This is a genomic window from Microbacterium arborescens (assembly GCF_049707515.1).
GTDB lineage: Bacteria > Actinomycetota > Actinomycetes > Actinomycetales > Microbacteriaceae > Microbacterium > Microbacterium arborescens_B.
On the sequence record NZ_JBNAFI010000006.1, the window covers coordinates 136,454 to 159,719 of the forward strand.

General features: G+C 71.4%; 22 protein-coding genes. 7 read left to right on the forward strand and 15 right to left on the reverse strand.

The window, feature by feature from the left end:
- Positions 1–204: 204 nt before the first annotated feature.
- Positions 205–825 carry a PadR family transcriptional regulator gene (locus ACPYN5_RS12670; RefSeq protein WP_424449344.1) on the forward strand — a complete coding sequence of 207 codons (621 nt, stop codon included), beginning with the start codon at positions 205–207 and terminating at the stop codon, positions 823–825.
- Positions 826–862: 37 nt separating this feature from the next.
- On the opposite strand, the gene ACPYN5_RS12675 is transcribed toward ACPYN5_RS12670, so the two are convergent.
- The gene (locus tag ACPYN5_RS12675) at positions 863–1,393 is read right to left on the reverse strand and encodes a universal stress protein (protein ID WP_424449345.1); all 531 of its coding nucleotides are present in this window, start codon (positions 1,391–1,393) and stop codon (positions 863–865) included.
- A 148-nt stretch (positions 1,394–1,541) separates the two neighbouring features.
- On the opposite strand from ACPYN5_RS12675, the gene ACPYN5_RS12680 reads away from it, so the two are divergent.
- Complete coding sequence (locus ACPYN5_RS12680; RefSeq protein WP_424449346.1) at positions 1,542–1,718, forward strand: DUF3073 family protein; 177 nt, start codon at positions 1,542–1,544, stop codon at positions 1,716–1,718.
- 9 nt (positions 1,719–1,727) lie between these two features.
- Here the strand turns inward: ACPYN5_RS12680 and ACPYN5_RS12685 are convergent, their stop codons facing one another.
- The 5 genes from ACPYN5_RS12685 to ACPYN5_RS12705 all read right to left on the reverse strand — a co-directional run bounded on the left by ACPYN5_RS12685 (position 1,728) and on the right by ACPYN5_RS12705 (position 7,577).
- Complete coding sequence (locus tag ACPYN5_RS12685) at positions 1,728–2,951, reverse strand: MFS transporter (RefSeq protein WP_424449347.1); 1,224 nt, start codon at positions 2,949–2,951, stop codon at positions 1,728–1,730.
- A complete protein-coding gene (gene purF, locus ACPYN5_RS12690) occupies positions 2,948–4,408 on the reverse strand; it encodes an amidophosphoribosyltransferase (protein WP_424449348.1) in 1,461 nt (486 codons plus the stop codon). Before purF ends, ACPYN5_RS12685 begins: the two co-directional genes overlap by 4 nt.
- A gap of 6 nt (positions 4,409–4,414) precedes the next feature.
- Positions 4,415–5,533 carry a phosphoribosylformylglycinamidine cyclo-ligase gene (purM, locus tag ACPYN5_RS12695; RefSeq protein WP_424449349.1) on the reverse strand — a complete coding sequence of 373 codons (1,119 nt, stop codon included), beginning with the start codon at positions 5,531–5,533 and terminating at the stop codon, positions 4,415–4,417.
- Positions 5,534–5,601: 68 nt separating this feature from the next.
- On the reverse strand, positions 5,602–6,387 hold the full coding sequence (gene nagB, locus ACPYN5_RS12700; RefSeq protein WP_424449350.1) for a glucosamine-6-phosphate deaminase: 786 nt from the start codon (positions 6,385–6,387) through the stop codon (positions 5,602–5,604).
- Between the two features lie 44 nt (positions 6,388–6,431).
- A complete protein-coding gene (locus ACPYN5_RS12705) occupies positions 6,432–7,577 on the reverse strand; it encodes an ROK family transcriptional regulator (RefSeq protein WP_424449351.1) in 1,146 nt (381 codons plus the stop codon).
- Between the two features lie 98 nt (positions 7,578–7,675).
- On the opposite strand from ACPYN5_RS12705, the gene nagE reads away from it, so the two are divergent.
- Together nagE and ACPYN5_RS12715 are read left to right on the forward strand one after the other, a co-directional pair.
- The gene (gene nagE / locus ACPYN5_RS12710) at positions 7,676–9,595 is read left to right on the forward strand and encodes an N-acetylglucosamine-specific PTS transporter subunit IIBC (RefSeq protein WP_424449352.1); all 1,920 of its coding nucleotides are present in this window, start codon (positions 7,676–7,678) and stop codon (positions 9,593–9,595) included.
- A gap of 72 nt (positions 9,596–9,667) precedes the next feature.
- The gene (locus ACPYN5_RS12715) at positions 9,668–10,279 is read left to right on the forward strand and encodes a zinc-binding alcohol dehydrogenase (protein ID WP_424449353.1); all 612 of its coding nucleotides are present in this window, start codon (positions 9,668–9,670) and stop codon (positions 10,277–10,279) included.
- A 123-nt stretch (positions 10,280–10,402) separates the two neighbouring features.
- Here ACPYN5_RS12715 and ACPYN5_RS12720 read toward each other — a convergent pair whose 3' ends face one another.
- From ACPYN5_RS12720 to ACPYN5_RS12745, 6 genes are all read right to left on the reverse strand, one after another.
- The gene (locus ACPYN5_RS12720) at positions 10,403–10,726 is read right to left on the reverse strand and encodes a potassium transporter Trk (protein ID WP_424449354.1); all 324 of its coding nucleotides are present in this window, start codon (positions 10,724–10,726) and stop codon (positions 10,403–10,405) included.
- Positions 10,727–10,775: 49 nt separating this feature from the next.
- Positions 10,776–12,029, reverse strand: a complete 1,254-nt coding sequence (locus ACPYN5_RS12725) for a hypothetical protein (protein WP_424449355.1) — start codon at positions 12,027–12,029, stop codon at positions 10,776–10,778.
- Positions 12,026–13,135: a hypothetical protein gene (locus tag ACPYN5_RS12730; RefSeq protein WP_424449356.1), complete on the reverse strand. Its 1,110-nt coding sequence runs from the start codon at positions 13,133–13,135 to the stop codon at positions 12,026–12,028. Before ACPYN5_RS12730 ends, ACPYN5_RS12725 begins: the two co-directional genes overlap by 4 nt.
- Positions 13,132–13,992, reverse strand: coding sequence for a heme ABC transporter ATP-binding protein (locus ACPYN5_RS12735; protein ID WP_424449357.1), 861 nt, complete (start codon positions 13,990–13,992; stop codon positions 13,132–13,134). The genes ACPYN5_RS12730 and ACPYN5_RS12735 overlap by 4 nt, the downstream gene beginning before the upstream one ends.
- The gene (locus ACPYN5_RS12740) at positions 13,989–15,026 is read right to left on the reverse strand and encodes a FecCD family ABC transporter permease (protein ID WP_424449455.1); all 1,038 of its coding nucleotides are present in this window, start codon (positions 15,024–15,026) and stop codon (positions 13,989–13,991) included. The genes ACPYN5_RS12735 and ACPYN5_RS12740 overlap by 4 nt, the downstream gene beginning before the upstream one ends.
- Before the next feature lie 128 nt (positions 15,027–15,154).
- Entirely contained in the window at positions 15,155–16,240 is a 1,086-nt protein-coding gene (locus tag ACPYN5_RS12745) for a heme/hemin ABC transporter substrate-binding protein (protein WP_424449358.1), read from the reverse strand.
- 172 nt (positions 16,241–16,412) lie between these two features.
- On the opposite strand from ACPYN5_RS12745, the gene ACPYN5_RS12750 reads away from it, so the two are divergent.
- A complete protein-coding gene (locus ACPYN5_RS12750) occupies positions 16,413–18,236 on the forward strand; it encodes a hypothetical protein (protein ID WP_424449359.1) in 1,824 nt (607 codons plus the stop codon).
- 60 nt (positions 18,237–18,296) lie between these two features.
- A complete protein-coding gene (locus ACPYN5_RS12755; protein WP_424449360.1) occupies positions 18,297–19,346 on the forward strand; it encodes a WxL protein peptidoglycan domain-containing protein in 1,050 nt (349 codons plus the stop codon).
- Here ACPYN5_RS12755 and ACPYN5_RS12760 read toward each other — a convergent pair.
- A complete protein-coding gene (locus tag ACPYN5_RS12760; RefSeq protein WP_424449361.1) occupies positions 19,318–19,686 on the reverse strand; it encodes a sterol carrier family protein in 369 nt (122 codons plus the stop codon). The genes ACPYN5_RS12755 and ACPYN5_RS12760 overlap by 29 nt on opposite strands.
- A gap of 35 nt (positions 19,687–19,721) precedes the next feature.
- On the opposite strand from ACPYN5_RS12760, the gene purD reads away from it, so the two are divergent.
- On the forward strand, positions 19,722–20,993 hold the full coding sequence (purD, locus tag ACPYN5_RS12765; RefSeq protein ID WP_424449362.1) for a phosphoribosylamine--glycine ligase: 1,272 nt from the start codon (positions 19,722–19,724) through the stop codon (positions 20,991–20,993).
- Positions 20,994–21,064: 71 nt separating this feature from the next.
- On the opposite strand, the gene ACPYN5_RS12770 is transcribed toward purD, so the two are convergent.
- On the reverse strand, positions 21,065–22,555 hold the full coding sequence (locus ACPYN5_RS12770) for a DHA2 family efflux MFS transporter permease subunit (protein ID WP_424449363.1): 1,491 nt from the start codon (positions 22,553–22,555) through the stop codon (positions 21,065–21,067).
- Positions 22,552–23,175 (reverse strand): PadR family transcriptional regulator, encoded by a 624-nt coding sequence (locus ACPYN5_RS12775; RefSeq protein ID WP_424449364.1) that lies wholly within the window; start codon positions 23,173–23,175, stop codon positions 22,552–22,554. The genes ACPYN5_RS12770 and ACPYN5_RS12775 overlap by 4 nt, the downstream gene beginning before the upstream one ends.
- Positions 23,176–23,266 lie beyond the last annotated feature (91 nt).

A 23,266-nucleotide genomic window follows, 5' to 3' on the forward strand; every position in this document is an offset into this window, starting at 1 on the left:
AGGCGACACCGCCCCCGCGGCAGAACCCGCAGGAGCGACCACTGCAGCAGCACCCGCCTCGGCGGCAGAACCGACCCCCGCGGCAGAACCGACCCCCGCGGCAGAACCGACCCCCGCGGCAGAACCGACCCCCGCGGCAGAACCGACCACGCCGGCACACCCGACGGCGGCGGGCGACGACACGCACCCCCACCAGGAGCCGTGATGCCCCCCGTCTTCTCTCACGGAGATCTCCGCCTCTACCTCCTGTCGCTCCTCGACGAGTCACCGCGCCACGGCTACGACCTCATGCAGGCCCTCACCGAGCGCACGGGCGGTACCTACTCCCCGAGCGCCGGGACGATCTACCCGCGGCTGGCCAAGCTCGAGGACGAAGGCCTCGTGACCAAGGCCGTCGATGGGCGCAAGACCGTCTACGAGATCACGGACGCCGGACGTCAGCAGCTCGATTCGCGACGACACGAGCTCGACGGCATCCAGGCCGGCCTCGCCGACAGCGTCCGGCTCATCGCCGACGAGGTGCGCGGCAGTGTGCGCGCGGCGATGAAGAGCCTGCAGGCCGACCTGGCCGCGGCGGCCAGCTCCGACCGAGAGTCGGCCACCCGTGCGCCGCGCCCGGAGAATCCGCGCTCCGAGACGCGCGCCGAAGCCCGCGCCGAGGCGCAACGGGCCGATGCCGCGATCACCGAATTCCGCGCCGACGTCAAGGCCGACCTCCGGTCGCACGTCGCTCGGGACGGCGACATTCCGGCATCCGTCATCGACGACCTCGTCGACACCCTCGGCCGCGCGCGCGAAGACCTGCTGCGCGTCCTGCGAGGCTGACGCGGCACGGCACCCAGGGCCTCTGGCTCCCGCCCGCTCAGGGTTCGGGCCAGAGGTCCTCGTCGTCTGCGGCGGCCTGTCCCTGCGGGACGACGAGGATCGGGCGCTGTTGGCGGTGCGCCAGCCGAGCCGCGACCGAACCGGTGAAGAACTCGCGGATCGACTCGCCGAGACCGCGCCGGCGTGTGCCGACCACGAGCAGCCTGGCGTCGAGCCGGTCGGCGAGGTGCTTGATCGCCAGCGCCGGGTCGCCGACGAGCTGGTGGGCGGTCCAATCGACGGGCGACGACGCGAGAGCCTCCGCCGCCGCGGCCCGGATCTCTTCGAACTGCGCGGCACTCGAGACGGCGCCGAGGTCGATGGGGGCCGTGTGCACGTAGCCGTCGGGGTCTTCGTAGGTGACGAATCGGGTGACGTCGACATGCACCACGATCAGCCCGACGCCCAGCAGCGATGCGTACCGAGCGGCCTCGACGATCACGCGGGATGACTGCCCGGGAATGACGCCGACGATGACGGGTGTGCGCGGAAGTCGCTTCTCGTCACCCGCGGAGTGCTGCTCGGTCATGCTCGCCCCCTGTCTCAGCGGCGGCACCGGCGATGGCTCGGGGCCCCCGTGTTATTCTGAATGCTACTCTTCCCCGGCGCAGCGCCGGATCGTGAAATGCTCCGGGCATCGCTGAACAGCCCGTGACTCAGAAATGAGGGGGTCTCGCATGGGGCGTGGCCGTCAAAAGGCGAAGCACACCAAGATCGCGCGTGAGCTGAAGTACGACACCTACAATGTCAACTTCTCTTCGCTCGAGAAGGAGCTCGGCCACTCGGACGACGAACAATACGTCGACAAGTGGGCCGACCAGTACTCCGACGAGTACGAAGACGAGAAGGCCTGACCGGCCTCATCACCATGCGCCGTGGCGCTGCTCCCACTCGTCCTCGATCGTGTGGGGGCGCGTGACCACGATCCCCGCGGGGATCGCTGCGAGCATCAGCACCCCGACCATGATGAGCGGCGCGGTCCAGTCCCCCGTCGCCTCGTGCAGCAGCGCGAACGAGATGGGGAAGATCGCGGCCACGGCGTAGCCGACGCTCTGCGCGAATCCGCTGAGCGCCACCGTGCCCTCGTGCGTCCGAGTCTTGCGCTGGATGAACACCAGCGCGGCGGGGAACAGCATCTGCGGCGTCCCCAGGAGGATGACCCAGAGCACGACGGCTGAGCCGGGGGCGATGAGCAGTCCCGCGACCGCGACGAGCCCGGCCGACGCGGCCACGGCGTAGATCACGCCGAGCCGGCGCCAGCGGGTGATGACGAGGGGCACCAGGATCGACCAGGGCAGGCCCATGCCGCCGAACAGGGCCAGCAACGACCCCGCCGCAGCATGCGAGACGCCGGCGAGATCGACGAGGATGATCGGCAGCCAGGCGAACGAGGCGTACACGCTGGATGCCGACACCGCGAAGGTCACCGCGATCGCCCAGGCCGTCGGCAGACGCACGAGCCTGCCGAGCACGTTCGGCGAGGGCGGCGGGGCGACCGCGGCGTCGGCGGCAGCCGCGGCGATGCGCGAGCGCCGCAGCGTCACGAGCCACGGGATGATCGCCAGAGCCGCGAACACCGACCACAGCCCGAGGGAGAACCGCCAACCGGCGGTGTCGGCGATGGGCACCGCGACCAGCGGGGGCACGAAAGCGGCCACCGCGAGCATCGTGGAGTAGACCGCCGTCATCGTGCCGACCCGGTCGGGGAAGTAGGTCTTGATCAGCGGCGGCAGAACGACGTTGCCGGTGCTGATGGCGGCGAAGAGCACGGTGGTGGCGATCAGCAGCGTGCCCGCGTCGGGTGCGAGCGCGCGAGCAAGAAGAGCCGCGGCAGCCAGGATCATCGCTGCGACCGCGAGCCGCTGCAGGCCGAACCGGCGTTCGAGCACGGGCGTGATCACGCCGAAGATCGCGAAGCACACCGGGGGCGCCGCCCCGATGAGTCCCGCCACCCACGACGGCACTCCCAGGTCGGCGTCGATCTCGGTGAGGATCGGCGAAAGCGACGCGACGGCCGAGCGCAGCGAGAAGGCGACGAGGATGACGCCGAGGAATGCGAGGACGCGTCCGCGCCAGAGCGAACTCACGACTGCTGGGTGCCCTCTACCCAGTTCAGATACTCCTCGGTCACCGTTCCGGTGACGTAGCGACCGTCGAAGCAGCTCATGTCGAGGTCGGCGATGTCGGTGCCGTCGACGATCGCCGCCTTGAGGTCGTCGATCTCCTGATAGACGAGGTAGTCGCAGCCGAGCTCCTGGGCGATCTCGGGGATCGTCCGACCGTGCGCGATCAGCTCGTGCCGCGACGGCATGTTGATGCCGTACACGTGGGGGTAGCGCACCGGCGGGGCCGCCGACGCGAACGTGACGCTCTTGGCACCGGCATCCCGGGCCATCTGGATGATCTCCTTCGACGTCGTGCCGCGCACGATCGAGTCGTCGATGAGGAGCACGTTCTTGCCCTTGAACTCGCTCGACATCGCGTTCAGCTTCTGACGCACGCTCTTCTTGCGCACCGCCTGGCCCGGCATGATGAACGTCCGGCCGACGTAGCGGTTCTTGTAGAAGCCCTCGCGGTACTCGATCCCAAGTTTGCGCGCGACCTGCATGGCCGCCGGACGCGAGGAGTCGGGGATCGGCATGACGACGTCGATCGCGCCCTGCGGAGTGTACTTCGCGATCGTGTCGGCGAGGCGCTCGCCCATGCGCAGCCGAGCCTCGTAGACCGAGATGCCGTTCATGATCGAGTCGGGGCGCGCGAGGTAGACGTACTCGAACGAGCAGGGGGCCAGCTGGGTCTGCTGGGCGCACTGGCGCGCGTGCAGGTTGCCATCGACGTCGATGAAGACCGCTTCGCCCGGGTCGACATCGCGGACGACATCGAAGCCGCCGTTCTCGAGCACGAGCGACTCCGACGCGACGGTCCACTCGTCGCGGCCGTTCTCGGCGCGGCGCTTACCGAGGATGAGGGGGCGGATGCCGAACGGGTCGCGGAACGCGAGCAGCCCGTGACCGGCGATGAGCGCGATCGCGGCATAGGAGCCCTCGACGCGCTCGTGGACGCGCTCGACGGCCTGGAACACCTGATCGGGGTCGAGGGCGAGACCCGAGATCGTCGACTGCAGCTCGTTTGCGAGCACGTTGACGAGCAGCTCGGTGTCGGAACTGGTGTTCAGGTGCCGGCGGTCCTTGCGGAAGAGCTCGTCGGTCAGCTCACGCGTGTTGGTGAGGTTGCCGTTGTGCACGAGCACGATGCCGTAGGGCGCGTTGACGTAGAAGGGCTGCGCCTCTTCCTCGCTCGACGCGGTGCCCTTCGTGGCGTAGCGCACATGGCCGAGCCCGATATTGCCCAGCAGCGAGCGCATGTCGCGCGTGCGCACCGCCTCGCGCACCTGCCCGTTGGCCTTGAAGATGTGGAAGACGCCGCTGTTCTCGGCCGTGGCGATGCCCGTCGAGTCCTGGCCGCGATGCTGCAGCAGCAGGAGGGCGTCGTAGATCTCCTGGTTCGCCGGGGACTGCCCGACGATTCCGACGATTCCACACATGGGGTGTTAGTTCGCTCCTGCTTCGCGGTAACCGCCGACGAGGCGCACGGCTCCGCCGTCGACGCCCTTGGCGCCCTGTTCGTACTCGCCCTCGGGACGCGGACCCGTCGAGACCACGCCGACCTGCCACGTGTCGATGCCGTCGGCGCGGAGGGCCGCGATCGCGGCATCCGCGGCAGCCGGCGACACGACGGCGAAGAAGCCGATGCCGAGGTTCCAGGTGCCCTCGGTGCGCTCGATCTCGAGGTCGCCGAGGTCGGCGAGCACGCGGAAGACCGGCGACGGCGACCAGGTGGCGCGGTCGACGTCGACCCAGGTGCCCTTCGGCAGGACGCGGGCGAGGTTCGCCGCGATCCCGCCGCCGGTGACGTGGCTGAGGGAGTGGATGCCGTCGCCGAGCTCGGCGATCAGGCGCAGCAGCGGCGAGGTGTACAGGCGCGTCGGCTCGAGGAGCTGCTCGCCCCAGGTGCGGCCGAAGTCCGCGGCCTGGTCGCCGTAGCCGATTCCCGCCCCCGTGATGATGTGGCGGATGAGCGAGTACCCGTTGGAATGGGGGCCGCTCGACGCCAGCGCGAGGACGACGTCGCCGTCCCGCACCCGGTCGGCGCCCAGCACCTGCGAGGATTCGACGACGCCGGTCGCGGCGCCCGCGACGTCGTAGTCGTTCACGCCCAGCAGGCCCGGGTGCTCGGCCGTTTCCCCGCCGACCAGCGCCGTGCCGGTGGCCGAGCATCCGTCGGCGATGCCCCGGACGATGTCGGCGATGCGCTCGGGAACGACCTTGCCGCAGGCGATGTAGTCGGTCATGAACAGCGGCTTCGCGCCCACCACGACGATGTCGTCGACGACCATGCCGACGAGGTCCTGCCCGATCGTGTCGTGCTTGTCGATGGCCTGCGCGATCGCGACCTTCGTGCCGACACCGTCGGTCGAGGTCGCCAGCAGCGGCTTCGTGTAGCCGAGCAGCGCCGTCGCGTCGAAGAGGCCGGCGAAACCGCCGACACCTCCGAGGACTTCATCGCCGTGGGTTCGCCGGACCGCCGACTTCATCAATTCGACGGCGAGGTCTCCCGCCGCGGTGTCGACGCCGGCTTGGGTATAGGGATCAGTGGGACTCGAGGCCACGGCATCCAGAGTACCGGCCCGCGCGGGGCCCGAGTGCCGCCCGGGGGGTGCCGGCCTTTGGGACGCGATCAGATGCCCTGCCACGACGGCTTGTTCGCCCACGCGTGCCGGTAGTAGGGCGTCTGGGCGAGGGCGCCCGCGGCGGCTTCGTCCACGACGACGGTGACGTGCGGATGCAGCTGCACCGCCGACCCGGGCGCCGAGGTGCTCACCGGTCCCTCGACGGCGGCGGCGACGGCATCCGCCTTCGCCTCGCCGAACGCGAGCAGCACGAGGTGCCGGGCGCGCAGGATGGTGCCGATGCCCTGGGTGATGCAGTGCATCGGCACGTCGTCGGGCGAGTCGAAGAAGCGGGCGTTGTCGGCGCGGGTCTCCTCCGTCAGCGTCTTGACGCGCGTCGCCGAGGCGAGCGAGCTGCCGGGCTCATTGAATCCGATGTGCCCGGTGCGCCCGATCCCGAGGATCTGCAGGTCGATGCCGCCGGCCGCGCGGATCGCAGCCTCGTACTCCTCGCCCGCGGTCTCGATGCCGTCGAGGTCGCCGTGCGGCACCTCGATCCGCGCCGGATCGAAGCCCACCGGCTCGACGACCTCGCGCTCGATGACGCGGCGGTAGCTCTCGGGGTGCCCGGCGGGCAGTCCGACGTACTCGTCGAGGGCGAAGCCGCGCACCTGCGAGACGTCGATGCTCTCGCGACGCACGCGCTCGGCGAGGTGGCGGTATACCGCGAGCGGCGTCGATCCCGTCGCGAGGCCCAGCACCGCATCGTGACGGCGGCGGATGAGCTCGACGATCGCGTCGCCGACCAGCCGGCCGGCCTCCTGCTCACCGGGGACGATGACGACTTCTGCCATGGCGATGCCTTCCTGTGTGGGTGTGTCTGGTGGTGCCGGTTCGGTCAGGTCACGCCGAGGGTCTCGGCCAGCACGAGGGCGATCGCCCCCCGCAGCCGCAGGTCGCCGTCGGCCTCGGCGAGACGTATGACGAGATCGTCGAAGACGATCGGCAGCACCCGGGCCCCGACGGCCTCGCGGGCTGCATCGATGAGGACGCCGCCGAGCAGTTCGGCCGGTCCGCTCAGGACGACGTCGGTCAAGCCCAGCGTGGCCACGAGCGGGGCGAGCGCGATGCCGAGGCACCGGCCGGCTTCTCGGCGGATGCGAGCGGCGGCATCCGCGTCGGCGGCCTCGGCCACGCGTGCTGTGAGCCGCGGCACGGAGACCCAAGCCTCGAGGCATCCGGTGCGGCCGCAGGCGCAGACGGGGCCGGATCCCTCGGTCACGACGACGTGGCCGATCTCGCCGGCGGCCCAGTTGCGACCGTGGACGACCGCGCCGTTGATGATGACCGCGGCCCCGACACCGGCTCCGATGCGCACGAGCAGCAGATCGTGATCGACCTGGCCGTAGCTGAGCTCTCCGACGCCCGCGGCGTTCAGCCCGTTCGCGACGGCGACCGGCAGACCGGTGCGCTCGTGCAGGATGCCGCGCAGCGCGACGTCGTGCCAGTCCAGATGCGACGACTCGCGCACGGTGCCCGTCCCGTCGACGACGCCGGGCGTCGAGACCCCGACGCCGAGGATGGGCGCCTCGGCGCGCGCGACCAGGCGGTCGATGAGTTCGCCGAGCAGCGTCACGGCAGCCGGGCCGGTCGCGCCGCGGCGCTCGACGACCTCGCGGAAGAGCACGGTGCCGGCGAGGTCGACCACGACGCCCTCGAAGGTGTCGCCGCTGGAGATCGACACCGCCACGACGTTGCGCGCCGACCGCGCCAACGCGAGAGCTCGGGAGGGAGCACCGGGTCCGGACCTGCGACCGCGGCCGCTCTCGACGACCAGCTGCTCGCCGACGAGCTCGCCGACGAGGTCGGAGATCGTCACCTGCGAGAGCCCCGTCGCGCGGGCGATGTCGGCCCGTGACAGGCCGTCTTCGCGATGGAGCGCCTGCAGGACGAGGCGCCGGTTGTTGCTGCGCGCATCCTCGGGACGGATGCGGCGGCCCCGCGTTCGCGTGGAAGCGCCGCCTTCCGCTGACGTCGTAGTCATCCGCTCCTCGATCGAGTACAGTTCCCGAGAAATAATTCGGAAACGTTCTTAACCAATACTGGCAGAACCCCGTTCCCTTGCGCACATCGGAGTGACCCGTGAAATTCTTCCAACGACTCGGCCGGTCGATCATGCTGCCGGTCGCCGTGCTTCCCGTCGCCGCCATCCTCATGGGCATCGGCAACTGGATCGTCGCGGCCGCCGGTGCGAACATCGCCTCGACCTTCCTCCTCGCGGCCGGCGGTACCGTGCTCGACAACATGGCCCTCCTGTTCGCGATCGGCATCTCGATCGGCATGGCCAATAAGTCGGACGGCACCTCGGCGCTTGCGGGCCTGGTCTCCTGGCTCACCGTCACGACGCTTCTCGCCCCCGCGACCGTCGGCAACTTCCTCGGCCTCGAGGACGTCGCCGATGTCGACCCGGCATTCGGCAACATCAAGAACGTCTTCGTCGGCATCATCTGCGGTCTCATCGGCGCGTGGGCGTACAACCGCTTCAAGGACGTGAAGCTGCCCGACGCGCTGTCGTTCTTCTCGGGCAAGCGCTCCGTGGCGATCGTCACGGCGGGCATCTCGCTCGTCGTCGCCGTCGCACTGCTGTTCGTGTGGCCGGTCGTCTACGGCGGCCTCGTGACCTTCGGCGAGTGGATCTCGACCCTGGGGCCCGTTGGCGCCGGCATCTACGGGTTCCTCAATCGCCTGCTGATCCCGTTCGGCCTCCATCACGCGCTGAACTCCGTCTTCTGGTTCGACGTGGCCGGTATCAACGACCTCAACAACTTCCTCGGCGGCGCGAACGGCGACGGGGTCTACGGCGTGACGGGCCAGTACATGACCGGGTTCTTCCCGATCATGATGTTCGGCCTGCCCGGGGCCGCCCTCGCGATGTACGTCACCGCGAAGAGCACGCGCAAGAAGGTCGTCGCGGGCATCCTGCTCTCCTCGGCGGTCGCGGCCTTCTTCGTCGGCATCACCGAGCCGCTCGAGTTCGCCTTCATGTTCCTCGCGCCCTGGCTCTACCTCGTGCATGCGGCGTTCACGGGCATCTCGCTGTTCATCTCGGCGCTGCTCCCGACCCGGATGGGCTTCGGCTTCTCGGCTGGTTTCATCGACCTCGTGCTCGGCTGGGTGAACCCCCTGGCGCAGAACCCCTGGATGATCCCCGTGATGGGCGTCTTCTGGTTCGCGGTGTACTTCGTCGTGTTCCGCTTCCTCATCCTGAAGTTCCGCCTGAAGACGCCGGGCCGCGAGGACGACGACATGCTCGACGCGGATGCCGGCACCGCGGGCCGCAGCTCGGGTTACGGCCCCACCGCGGAGAAGATGATCGCGGGCCTCGGCGGCAAGGACAACATCGTCCAGCTCGACAACTGCGCCACCCGTCTGCGACTCGAGGTCGGCGATACCTCCCGCGTCGACAGCGATGCGCTCAAGCGGGCCGGGGCCGCGGGCACGATGATCTCCGGCGCGAGGTCGGTGCAGGTGGTCTACGGGCTCAACGTGCAATTCGTGAAGGATGCCATGGACGACGTGCTCGCCGGGCGAGAGGTCGAGCCCCCCGCAGCCGCCCCCGCATCCGGCGGCGTCGGTACTGCGACGACTACCGCGCCCGCGGTCGTGCGACTGCGCAGACCCATCGCCGGAACCGTCGTGCCACTGGCACAGGTGCCCGACCCGATGTTCTCGCAGGGCACGATGGGCCCGGGCCTCGCGATCGATCCGACGGGAGACACCATCGTCGCCCCCGCCGACGGCGTCGTGACGACCGTCTTCCCGACCGGCCACGCCGTGGGGATGACTCTCGACGACGGCACCGAGCTGCTGATCCACGTCGGCATCGACACGGTCGACCTGAAGGGCCGCGGGTTCCAGGCGCTCGTCCAGCAGGGAGAGAGCGTGCGGGCGGGGCACCCGCTGCTCCGCATCGACACCGCCGTGATCCGCGGCGCGGGGTACTCGTCCATCACCCCGGTGATCGTCCTCAACAACCACAACGCCACGGTCGAGTTCGACTGAGCGCCGGCCGGTGCCGAGCACGATCGCCTCGGCACCGGCCGCCTCGCTTCACCCCCGCTCTAAACTGACGCCATGAACGCGGCGAGGACTCCGGAGTGGGTGGTGCGGGAGGATGCCCCTCCCGCCGCCGTCGTCGCGCTCTACCTGCGCCAGGTGCTCGGCATACGGGCTCCTGAGGAGCTGCCCCACCTGCGCGGCATCCGGACCGCACCGCTCGAACGCGACGCCGAGGCACAGGCCGAGCTCGAATCGCAGTGGCGGGCGTACTGGGAGATGACGGTCGAACCGCTCGCGCATCCCTCACCCGTGCCGCTCGACCTCGTCAGCGGCTTCGACACCCTCGTCGCCCTGCCCACGGAGGGCTTCGAACGGCTCGAGCGCGAGATGCTGCCCCACGCAGCAGAGGCCGTCGCCTTCGCGCGCGATGTCCACGACCGATACGCCGCGCGCAGCTCGGGCGCGGGAGCCCTCGCCTATCGCGCCTACGCCGGCGCGCTCGCGCAACACGAACGCCGCGTCGGCCGACGCGCGCACTCGTTCGAGCTGAACGTGCAGGTGCTGCCGCTGAGCCAGCGCGGCGTGTGGTCGATCGGGTCGCTGACGATCGCGGTCACCGACGGCCTGCGCAGCGACGTCGTGGCCTTCGACGCCGCGATCGCCCCGATCATCGCCGAGATCGCCTGACCCGCGGCATCCCCACTGCCGCGCCCGCGCAAGAAGCGCACTTGCGGGGATGAGGCGCGGATCGAACTGCGGTCGAGGCGCGTAAGTGCGCCCGACCCGCGGCCCGCGAGAACCGAGCCCGCGTCAGGCGTCGTCGACAGTGCGGACGCGCTCGTGCACGATCCGCACCTCGCGCGATCGGCGACGAGCGGCGCGGTCGAGCACGAGGGCGACGAGGCCCGCGACGGCCATGCCGATCGGGATCGCGCCGAGTGCGATGAAACCGAAGACCTGACCTGCGGAGTACTGCAGGCCGGTGCTGGTGCTCACGCCGTCGTCCGGGATGCCGAACGTCAGGGCCAACGCGACGATGATGCCCGCAGCGGCGCCGAGCAGGAGGAACACGCTGTACTTGGGCACGCGACGCACGCGCGCCGACTCGACCCGTTCGGTGATCTGCTCAGCCATGCATCCATTCTCTCACCGCCCATGAGCGTACGGGCGGCGCGAGGGGCGGTCATGCCCGTTGCCACGGGAGCAGTTGGAGCATGCTGAGCACCGCGATGACGGCGAGGCCGAGTGCGGAGCCCGACGCCAGCAGCGGCAGGACGAGCGGCGACCACCGGGCCGATGCCTGGGGAACCAGGCCCGCCGCCTGCGGCACCGTCGACAGCGGCGCGTTCGCCGCGACGATGGGCGGAGCATCGGGAACCGCCGCAGCGACGGCGGCGGGGAGCCGCAGCGGGTTCGACGGCGTGGCGCCCGGCGCGGCCACGCCGCCTGCGGTCGGCGGCGGCGCGACCACCGGCGCTGCGGCGTCGTAGCTGACGGTGACCGGCGAGGCGGGCTTGGCGGCATCCCGCACGCCGTTGGTCGTGAGCCAGTAGCCCTGCTGCCCGGTGAGGCGGTGGAAGTCGACGAACGACTGCGGGAACGACCCCCAGTACGCCGCATTCTGGGGAGTGCGCGGCACCTGCCCAGCACCGGCCGTGGCGACCCCGAGGTACTCGGGCGTGACGGTGAAGCCGCGCTCACCCGAGGCACCGCGGATCTCGGCCAGCACGACAGGGGTGTCGGCGATCGGCTCCCAACGGGTCATGTCGTCCATCGACGTGCCGTAACCGCTGGCGGTGCCGGTGAGCCGCCCCGAGCCGCCGGCGTCGAGCGAGAGCACGGGGTCGGTGATGCTCCAGTAGGTCATGCCGCCGTAGAAGGCGACGGTGAACGACCCGGACCAGCGGATCTCCAGGCCGTCGGCGCTCCGGCTGCCCGCGCCCCCGTCGATGACGACCTGGTTGCCCGTCGCGCTCGCGGTCGAGGCGGTGGTGACCGCCGCGCCTCGCGGATCGAGGCATTTCGTGTCCCACGACGCCGCCGTCCACCCGCCGTCCGCGGTCGGCTTCTCGATGCGCACGGCCCCGTTCGTCGGGGCGTAGAGTCCGTCCGCGGCCGTCCACACGCGAGCTCCGCCGGAGTCGCCGGCCCGCCCGGCGCTGAGGAAGTTGCACCCGCCCGCGAAGGCTCCCCCGCCGGATTCGGCGTTGAGACCCCACCTCAGCTGAGCGTTGGTGATGCGGTCGCCGCCCGCCGGGGGTGTGACAGGGGGCGTCACGGGCGGGTTCCCGCCGGTGTCGGGAATCGTGACGATGACGTCGTCGGGGCCGTCCGCGAGGGCGACGGCGGGCGCCGCCGCGAGGGCCCACGCCAGGACGACCGCGGTGATGCTCCCGGCGACCCGGCGCCGCCGCATCCGCCGTGTCCGGCCGGTCACCGTGCACCCGCCGGCTGCCCGGAGCGGGCGGCGACCGGTGGCGGCACAGCCGACCGGCGTGCGCGCCGGCGGGCGCGGGCACGGGCCGCAGCCGCGACGATGCTCGCCACGATGAGGAGCGCCGAGACCAGCAGCGACACGAGCATGACCACGAGCGCCCACTGCGGCGGCTGATCCGTCGCGCTCGCGGCGGCATCGGTCATCGAGCCGCCCGAGACGGTCACCTCCGCCTCGGCGACGGCGCCCGAGGCGGCGCCGCTCAGCGTGACCAGATGCGTGCCGTCACGGATGTCGCGGGGCACCGCGAGCGCCGCCGCGACCTCGCCCTGCGCTCCGGCGGTGAGCGGGCCCACCGCGGTCAGGCCGCCATCGAGGGAAGCCACCACCTGCTCGCCGGGCGTGAAGCCCTGACCGGTGAAGACGATCGAGGTGCCGGCGGTTACGCTCGCCGACGCGACGCCCACGCGAACGGCTCCGGCCGCGGCCGTGCCGGCGATCGGGGCTGCAGCGTCGGTGCCCGCGGGTGCGGCCTCGGCGCGGAACGAGATCGGGGTGAAGGTCTCGTTGTTGGCGTTCTTGACGCCGTGCGCCCCGATGGTGATGATCCCGCACGTCACCTCACGGCAGTCAACCGGCGTCACCTGGCCCTCCCGATCGGTGCTCTCGAACGTCGCGCCCGGCACGACCATGTCGATCGACCAGGAGCCGTCGGCTGCGATGACGCCGTTCGCCGAGCTCTCGGTCTGGCTGCCTTCGAAGGCGATGAATCGCTGGAAGCCGTTGTTGTCGGCCGCCTCGGCGTCGGGCACGTACCGGTAGTCCTCACCGACCGCTCCGCCGGCGCTCGGCTTCCACGACCCCCCGGCGGGGTCGTCCACCCAGCCGAAGAGCACGTAGATCCCGCCGAACCCGCCCCGGATCGCCTGGAAGCCCGAGCCCGACACGGTGACCTCCGTGGCGCCGTCGGCGGCGACGCTGCCGCTCCCGTCGGCGGTGCCGATCGAGACGGATGCTGCAGCCCAGGCCGCGGGAGCCCCGACGAGCCCCACGGCGCACGCGACGAGGGCGGCGGTGATCGCCGCGACGAAACGGGGCAGGGGTCTCATGGGGTGCGCTCCTCGATCGGTGACGGGGTCTGGGTCGCGGCGGGATCCGCGGACGGGGCGGCGGGCTGGGGCTCGCCGCGGTCGGGGGCATCGGTGTCGGCGAGCACGAGCAGCGCGCCGCGCGGACCCTCGATGACGTCGATGGGATGCCGGTACACCCGCGTCAGGATCGCCGGATCGAGCACCTCGCGCGGTGTCCCGTGGGCGGCGAGACGGCCGTTCTCGAGCAGGGCGATGCGGTCGCCGTACGCGCCCGCGAGGCCGAGATCGTGCAGCACGACGATCGCGGCGCCGCCGGCGGCAGCCCGCTGACGCGTGCGCTGGAGCACCCGGTGCTGATGACGGATGTCGAGGCTCGCCGTCGGCTCATCGAGCAGCGCGATCCGACACTCCTGGGCGTACGAGCGCGCGAAGGCGACGCGCGCCCGCTCCCCGCCCGAGAGCCCGGTCACCGGCCGATCCGCGAAGCGCTCGACCTCTCCCGCGACGACGGCCTCGGCGACCGCCAGGTCGTCGCGCTCGGCTTCCGGGCGGCGACGCCAGGGCGCGCGCCCCATCCGCACGACGTCGTGCGCGAGGAAGGGGAACGACACGTCGTTGCTCTGGGTCAGCACCGATCGCCGCCGGGCGCGCTCGGCGACCGGCCACGTGTCCAGGACCGCGCCGTCGAGCTCGACCGTGCCCTCGCGGGGAGCGCGATCTCCTGCGAGCACGGCGAGGAGGGTCGACTTGCCGGCGCCGTTGGGCCCGACGAGGACGAGGACCTCGCCGGCCCGCAGCTCGAGATCGATTCCCTCGAGCACGCGTCGTCCGCCGACCTCGGCCGACACGCCCCGGGCTCGCAGGACGACGTTCATCCCCATCCCCCCGAGCGGCGGCGGGTGCGGCGGAGCAGCCAGAAGAAGAACGGCCCGCCGATGAGCGCGGTGATCATGCCGATCGGCAGCTCGGATCCCGGGACCGCTGTGCGCGCCACGAGGTCTGCGGCGAGCAGGAGCACCGACCCGCCCAGCGCACATGCGGGCAGCAGCAGCCGGTGCGCCGGGCCGAGGATCATCCGCATGAGGTGCGGCACGACCAGCCCGACGAACCCGATGATGCCGACGAAGGCGACTGCGGCGCACGTGAGCAGCGCGATGACGACGATCGCCGCCACTCGCAGGCGCTCGACGCGCACCCCGAGATGCTCGGCCTGCCGCTCGCCGAGGGCGAGCAGGTCGAGGCTGCCGGCGAAGAAGAAGCACGCGACGATGCCGACGAGCGCCAGCGGCGCGACGACCGCGAGGTCCTGCCAACGCGTGCCGTTGAGCGATCCGAGCTGCCAGAAGACGATCTGCTCGCGCTCCTGCGTCGAGCCGAGGTAGGTGAACAGCGCGATCGCCGCGCCGCCGACGGCGTTGACCGCGATGCCGGTGAGCACGAGCGTGACGACCTCGGTACGCCCGTCGGCACGGGCCGAGGAGTACACGATGACGGTGGCGGCGAGTCCTCCCACGAACGCCAGCAGCGGCAGGGTGAGCGGGCCGGCGAAGGTGAGCCCGAAGACGATCGCGGCGGACGCGCCGACCGCGGCCCCCGACGAGATCCCGATCACCCCGGGCTCGGCGAGCGGGTTGCGGAACACTCCCTGCATGACGACGCCGGCCGTGGCGAGGGTCGCGCCGACGAGCACGGCCATGATGAGCCGCGGCATCCGGATGAGCCAGAGCGTCGCCTCGCCGTTGACGTGGGACATCGCCGCGCCGTCGGGCACCGACAGGGCGCCGAGCCCCGCCGCGCTCATCGCGTCGTTCCAGGCGCGGGCGAATGCCCCCACGACCTGATCGGGCGGGATCACGAGCTGACCGCTCCCGGCCGAGACGACCGCGAGGGCGATGAGGGCGAGCGTCATCCCGGTGAAGACACCGGTGGCCAGCACCGGGATCCGACGCTTCCGCGCCCCGGACGGATGCGCCGCGCCGCGCAGGGCGCGTGTCGCGTCGACCGGCTCGGGCGCGATCGGTTCGGAGGCGACCACGCTCACCCGGCCGCCTCGGGCGCGTAGACGGCGACGGCGAGCGCATCGAGCACACTCGCCGCGGCGGGGCCGAAGCTGAGGACCGTCGTGTCGGACATGTCGACGATGCGGCGGTGCCGTCCGGCCTCGGTCTGAGCGACCGCGGGCAGGTGCTCGACGAGTCCGTCGACGCCGCCGACGGACTCGAGGCCCTTCGTCATCATGATCAGCAGGTCGGGGTTCGCGTCGACCAGCGCCTCGTCGGTGACCGGACGCATGCCCTGCCACCCGATCTCGCCGGCGATGTCGATGCCTCCGAGCGCCTCGATCAGGCTGTCGGCGCCGGACTCCTCGCCGAAGAGGTAGTAGACGCCGGACTGGCCGCGCACGTAGAGGAACATCATCCGCAGCTTCTCCGCCGGGTCCGCGGGCGCGACGGCGGCGATCTCGGCGATCTTCGCGTCCACCTCCGCGGTCGTGCGCGCGGCCAGGGCCGCGCCGCGCTCCGGTACGCCGAGAGCGCCCGCGACCTGCTGCACGAGATCGCCGATGTTCTCGAGCGAGCGGTGGGAGTCGACCACGACGACCGGGATGCCCGCGTCCCGCATCTGCAGGATCGTGTCCCACGGACCGAGGCTCGTGTCGGTGAGGATGACCGTCGGCGCGGCGTCCAGGATCGCCTCCGCGTTGAGGTCATGGCCGTTCTCGGTGACGACGGGCAGCCCGGCTGCCTCGGCGAACCCGCTGGAGGTGTCTCGCGCGACCACCGAGTCGCCCAGGCCGAGCTCGAACACGATGCGCGAGAGAGACCCGTAGATGTCGAGCGTGAGGATGCGCGACGTGTCGGTGATCGACACCTCGGTGCCCTGCGCATCGATCACGGTGGCCGGCAGCACCTGCTCGCCGTCGGTGATCGGGTCGACCGACGCCTGTGCTGCGACAGCGGTCGACGGCCCTTCCCACGCGGCGGGATCCGACAGCGGGGTGACCTCCGCCAGCGGGGGCGTCGTGGGGGCGTCCGCTCCCCCGGCCGGCCCAGCCGCGTCGCACGACGACAGCATCAGCGTCGCGGCGAGCGCCACGGCGAGCGCGCTGACCGCGCGCGACATTCTCCGGCCCATGCGTCTCCCCCGGGTTAGGTAAGCCTGCCCTATATCTTGCACCATCTCGTCGCGTCGTGGTTAGGTGAGCCTTGCCTAGCCTCCCAGATGCATGCGCACGCATGTCGCCGGTACCCGATGTCCGAGCGACCGAGGCAGCCAGATCACGAAGGGATCAACCATGGAATCTCCGACCACGCGTCGCGGTCGACGGGGGCGGCCGATCGCCGCCCTCGTCACCGCGAGTGCGCTCGCCCTGGGTGGCGTGCTCGTCGCCGCTCCGGCGAACGCCGCCGAGACCACCGTCTCCGATGCCGTCTTCCGGTGGGGCATCAACGCCGAGTCGCACGCGGCGGCGTTCGCACCGGGCACCTACAACCTCTTCAGCGCCGGCATCGTCAGCGCTGCGTCGTCCGCCGACCGGGTCACGGCCACGAACTGGAAGCAGTCCGAGGGCAACGTCGAGATCCTCAAGCAGCAGCCCGACGGCAGCTACGCCGACGCGACCTTCGCGGGTCTGAGCACCGACGTGAACGGCACGCGCCTGACCACCGGCGCCGGCAACAACTCGGGCCATGTCGTCGAGATCGCGGCCGGCACCGGCACCGTCGATCCCGTCGCCGGCACCGCCGAGATCCAGTGGACGGGCACGTTCACGTCGGCGTACTACTCGGGCATGACGCGGTCGTGGATCACCGATCCGCACCTGAGCGTCGCCGCCGACGGCACCGGGACGATCACCGCCACCCTCGGCGGCTACGGCACCTCGATGGACGACCCCGACCTGTTCGAGCAGATCGCCCCCGCCGAGGATGTCGTCATCGCGACGCTCACCGGGGTGGAGGTCGACGCCGACGGCTTCACCGTCACGCCCGACTACCTCGGCAAGACGGTGGACACCGGGTCGGGCACCCCCCAGGTGACGACCGGAGCCTCCGCCGGCGCCTTCCCGCAGCCGTTCGTCGACTTCCAGGTTCTGACCGGTCAGGGCAGCTACTGGTACTCGTCGGGCGGTGCCGCGGATGTGCGCAAGCCCACGACGCCGCTCTCGGTGTCGTACACCGCCACGGCTCAGCCCTCGTCGCCCACGGTCACCGTCTCGAAGACCTCGGGCATCGACCGCGCCGGTGAGACGATCACCGTGACCGGTTCGGGCTTCCTGCCGGCCGGCGCCGCCACGACGGGCAGCCGTCCGCCGCTCGCGGGCCAGTTCGTCGGCGCGTACGTCACCTTCGCCAAGTTCGCCGACGTGTGGAAGCCCTCGGCCGGAGCTCCCGCCTCGGCACGGACCGAACGCGTCGACACCAAGTGGGCACTGCCTGCCGAGAGCCACGCCGCCGTGGGCGGCGCCGCGGCCGGCGCGATCGAGCTCGCGGCCGACGGCACCTTCACGGCCGAGCTGAACGTCTCGTCCACCGAGGCCCGCGACCTGCTCGCCGGCAACTACGGGGTCTACACCTACGCCGGCAGCGGTGCCACCTACGCGCCCTTCGAGACGTTCACCCCGATCACCTTCGCCGGCGCGAGCGATGTCGTCGTCGAGGTCCCGGAGCAGGTCGAGGAGCCCACCGGCTCGTTCGGCTGGAGCTTCGACGGATCCTCGCCGGCCGACCTCGGCACCGCGACTGCGGAGGGCGGCAACTTCGTCGCGACGGGGTCGCTCACCAACATCGTGGTGACCGACACCCGCACCGGTGGCACGTCGCCCTACACCTGGAGCATCTCCGGGCAGGCGAGCGACTTCGCCTCGACCGGCGGCGGATCGTTCTCGGCAGACCTGCTCGGCTGGACGCCGAAGGTCGTCGAGGGCGGCGCGACGGTCGCCAAGGGAGCCGACGTGCCCTCGTCGCGCCTCGGCGGCGCCGGCCTCGCGTCCTCGCGCGTGCTCGCCTCCTCGACCGCCGCAGCCAGCGCGACCGTCGGTGCCGACCTGTCCCTGGTCATCCCCGGCGACACCCCCGCCGGCGCCTACACCAGCAAGCTCACCGTCACCGCCCTGCAGTGACACTCCCGGGGCCCTGGCATCGTGCTGGGGCCCCGACCCCTCCGACCCCGAAAGACGTCCGTGACCGCACGCCGCCGCATCCGCTCGTTCCTCGCCCTGGCAGTCGCCGGAGCCATCGTCGCGACGGGAGCACTCCCCGCCGGCGCTGCCGCGTCCGACACGATCGCCACCTCCGGCACGCACGCCCCGACAGCCCCGACCAGCACGGCAGGCACGGTCGGGTGGACCGTCGAGACGGCCGACAACGACAACGGCGTCGGCCGCGGCAATTTCACCTACGACGTCGCGCCGGGCACCGTGATCAGCGACACCATGGTCGTCGTCAACACCGGTACCGCGGCCCTGCCGCTGTCGGTGTACGCCGCCGACGCCTTCACCACCTCGAGCGGTGAGATCGATGTGCTCGTCGACGGCACGCCCTCCGAGGGCGCCGGCACGTGGGTGACCATCGGCTCCCCCGCCGTCGAGCTCCAGCCCGGCCAGCAGGCCGACATCGCCTTCACCATCTCCGTGCCCGCCGACGCGCGTCCCGGCGACCACGCCGCCGGCATCGTCACCTCTCTCGTCACGACCGACGCCTCCGCATCGCTGTCGGTGGACCGCCGGCTCGGGACCCGCGTCAACCTGCGCGTCGCCGGCGAGTTGAGCCCGGCAGCCGCGATCACCGACGTGTCGACGGTGTACACGCCGTCATGGAACCCCTTCGCCTCCGGCACCCTCTCGGTGTCCTACGCCCTCGAGAACCCGGGGAACACGCGCATCACGGGTGTCGAGACGCTCGCCGTCGCGGGCCCGCTCGGACTCTTCGACGCGGATGCCGCGCCCGTCCAGCTGCGCGAGATCATTCCGGGTTCGATCGTCGAGGTCAGCCGCGAGCTGCCGGTGATGTCCCTCGGCTGGGTCGGCGGCACCCTCACGGTCACTCCGGAAGGAGTGGGACTCGGCGCCGGATCGGTCGCGCCGGTGACCGTCGACATCGGCACCGTCGCCCTGCCGTGGAGTCTCTACGCACTGCTCGCGCTCGCGGCGGCGATCGTCGCGACCGGCCTGCTCGTGATGCGCCGGGTCAGGCGCGGCCGGCTCACGGGCGCAACGGCAGCAGCGCAGTGAGGTCGGCCCGGGTGCCCGACGCGCGCAGTCGGCCCGCCGCAGCGGCATCCGCCCAGGCCAGATCGCCCGTGGCCAGCGCGATCCAGGTCGCGGCATCCGTCTCGACGACGTTGGGCGGAGTGCCGCGCGTGTGACGCGGCCCCTCGACGACCTGTACGGCGCCGAAGGGCGGCACGCGCATCTCGACCGAATTGCCCGGCGCTTTCTCGACGAGCAGCTGCAACAGGTAGCGCACGGCCGTGGCCAGGTCAGTGCGGGCGGGCTTGTCGCCGGATGCCTCGGCAGCCGCGACCGCAGCGAGCGCGGCGCGGCCGTCGGCGGTGAGGATGCTGCGGGCCATGGGTTCCACGCTAGCCCGGTCGGTAGGCTGGCCGGGTGAAGATCCTGGTCCTCGGCTCGGGCGCGCGCGAGCACGCCATCATCCTCGCTCTCGCCGCGGAAGGAGCGGGCCACGAACTGCTGGCGGCTCCCGGCAACGCCGGGATCGCCCGAGACGCCGAACTCGTGCCGGGCCTCGACCAGAACGACCCGGCGGCGGTGACGGAGTTCGCCGGCAGCGCGAACGTCGACCTCGTCGTCGTCGGACCGGAAGCACCGCTGATCGCGGGCGTCGCCGACGCGTTGCGCGAGCGCGGCATCCCCGTGTTCGGGCCGGGCAAGGTCGCCGCCCAGCTCGAGGGTTCGAAAGCCTTCGCCAAGCGCGTCATGGACGAGGCCGGCGTCCCCACCGGCCGCGCGGTGCGCGCTCGCAGCCGCGCCGAGGTCGAGACCGCGCTCGACCAGCTGGGTGCTCCGCACGTCGTCAAGGCCGACGGCCTGGCTGCCGGCAAGGGCGTGATCGTCACCGACGACCGCGAAGCCGCCCTCGCACACGCCGACACCTATCTTCCGAGCGGGCCGGTGCTCATCGAGGAGTTCCTCGCCGGCCCCGAGGTGTCGCTGTTCTTCGTCTCCGACGGCGACACCGTCCGTGCGCTCAGCCCGGCGCAGGACTACAAGCGCGCGTACGACGGCGACGCCGGCCCGAACACCGGCGGCATGGGCGCCTACTCGCCGCTGCCGTGGCTCGCCGATCGCTTCGGGAGCGAGGCCGACTTCGTCGCCGAGGTCACCCGAACCGTCGCCGACCCCGTCATCAGCCATCTCGATTCCGAGGGCACCCCCTTCATCGGGTTGCTGTATGCGGGCCTCATCCTCACCGACTCGGGGATCAAGGTCATCGAGTTCAACGCGCGCTTCGGCGACCCGGAGACCCAGGTCGTGCTCGCGCGGCTGACGTCATCGCTTTCGGAGCTGCTGATGGCCGCGGCGAGCGGACGCCTCGAGTCCGAGCCCGACCCGACGTTCTCGAGCGATGCCGCCGTCACCGTGGTGCTCGCGAGCGAGGGCTACCCCGAGCAGCCCGTGACCGGACGCCCGCTCGGGGGGCTCGACGCCGCGGCATCCGTCGAGGGCGTGCACCTCGCGCACGCCGCCACCGCAGAGACGGTCGACGGGCTCGTCGCCACGGGCGGCCGCGTGCTGAACGTCGTCGCCCTCGGCGCCGACTTCGCCGAAGCCCGCGACCGCGCCTACCGCGCTCTCTCGGAGATCACGCTCGCGGGCTCGCACCACCGCACCGACATCGCCGCGCGCGTCGCCGGGTAAGCGTATGGGCAACACGACCGACCCACGGCCAGCAGGAGTTCTGCGCGGCCGCGGGTCCGATCCGGGCGGAGTCAGCGCTGCGCGAGGTGCGCGGGACGCTTGAGGAAGAGCACCACCACGACAGCGACCGCGATGACGACGGCGGGCAGCACCATCGCCTGCGCCATCGCGGCGGAGAACCCCTCGGCGATCGTGGGAGGCATCGCGCCGCCCCCGCCGAAGTCGCCGCCCGCCGCATCCCCGGCGCCCGGCAGGTTCGCCTCGAGGCGCGACTGCATGTACGCCGCGATGGCGGCCGATCCGATCACCGACCCGACCGTGCGGGTCGTGTTGTAGATGCCCGAGCCGGCGCCGGCCTGACGCGGCGGCAGGTTGCGCGTCGCGGTCGTGGCGAGCGGGCCCCACATCCCCGCGTTGGCGACGCCGATCACCGCGGCGGGGATGAGCAGCAGCAGCACCGGCGCCTCCGTGTTCATCAGCAGCGCATAGCCGACGAGACCCACGACCATGAGTGTGAGCCCGGGGACGAGAAGCAGGCGCGGGTCGACGCGGTCGAGGATGCGGCCGGCCAGGGGCGCGAGCGCACCCGAGAGGACCGCCATCGGCACGAGGAGCAGCGCCGACTCGGTCGGGGTGAGGCCGCGTGCGAGCTGCGTGAAGAAGGCCATCGGCAGGGCCATGCTCGTGACGGTGAAGCCGACCGCGGCGATCGCGAGGTTGGAGATCGCGAAGTTCCGGTCGCGGAAGAGCCCGAGCGGCACGAGGGGCTCGGTCTTGGTGCGGGCCTGCGTCCAGACGAAGACCGCCATCACGACGAGCCCTGCCGCGATCATGATCCAGACACCGGCGGCCCAGTCGTAGTGCTCGCCCTCCTGCAGGCCGAAGACGATGAGGAAGAGTCCGATCGCACTGAGCACCACGCCGACGATGTCGAAGCGGTGGGGGTGCGTCTCGAGCTGCGGCACCAGGCGCCATGCGAGAACGAAGGCGACGACGCCGACGGGGATGTTGACGAAGAAGATCCACTCCCACCCGAAGCCGTCGACGAGCAGGCCGCCCGCGAGCGGACCGACGAGAGTGGCGACACCGGCCGTCGCGCCCCAGAGGCCCATCGCGGCGCCTCGGCGTTCCGCCGGGAAGGTCCGTGTGATGACCGCCATGGTCTGGGGGGTCATGAGCGCGGCGCCGAGACCCTGCACGGCGCGAGCGACGATGAGCACCTCGAGCGAGCCGGAGAGTCCGCACGCGAGGGAGGCGATCGTGAAGATCGCGAGTCCGATCAGGTAGATGTTCTTCGGGCCGAAGCGGTCGCCGAGACGCCCGGTGACCAGAAGCGGCACCGCGTACGCGAGCAGGTACGACGAGGTGACCCACACGACGTTGTCGAGGTTGCTCGTCGCCGGGTCGAGCGCCGCTTTGATCGCCGGGTTCGCGACCGACACGATCGTCGTGTCGACGAGGATCATGAAGAACCCGATGACCATCGCCCACAGGGCCGGCCAGGGATTTATGGGGGATGCTGCACCCTCGGGGGTGCGGGCGGTGCTGGTCTTCTCGCTCATGCGCGGGCGGCTTCTCTCTGTGCCAGATAGCGGTCGGTGGGGGCCAGGTCGACGACCCCCCACACGGTGTCGGGACGACGGATGAACTCGACCGCTTCGTCGAGCCAGGCCACATCCGCCGACAGCAGAGCCGTCTCGCGGTGCACCTCGATCAGGAACTGGGGATACGAACCGCGCTCGATCGCGTGATCGCGAGCGTTGCGGTGCGCCTCGAGGGATGCCGCGAGGGCGTCACGACGCTCGCTGAGAAGTGCGGCCACCTCGGCGCGGTCGAGGTTGTGCGCCTCGGCGAGTGCGACGCGGAAGCGCTCGGGGCGGTCGATGGCGGGCAGCTCGCGCCGGACCCAGGCCAAGAGCATCTCGGCACCTGCGACAGTGAGCCGGTAGGTGGTGCGCTCGGGACGGTTGCCCTCGCGGTCCGTACCGACCTCTTCGATGAGACCCTGCCGTTCGAGGCGCGCGACGGTGTGGTAGATCGTGCCGTGCGTGAGCGCGACGAGGCGATCGGCCTTGCGCTCGCGCAGCAGACGGACCATCTCGTAGGCGTGCATGTCGTCCTCGTGCAGCAGCGCGAGCAGCATCAGCCCCAGCGGGGTGAGTCGGTCGACGGCATCCGGCACGGCACCCCCCTCTCGATTAGTCCATGTGGACTATACGCGCCTTTCTGGAGCGCCAGAACCGACCGCGCGAGACCCACGGCGGCTCCGGGAT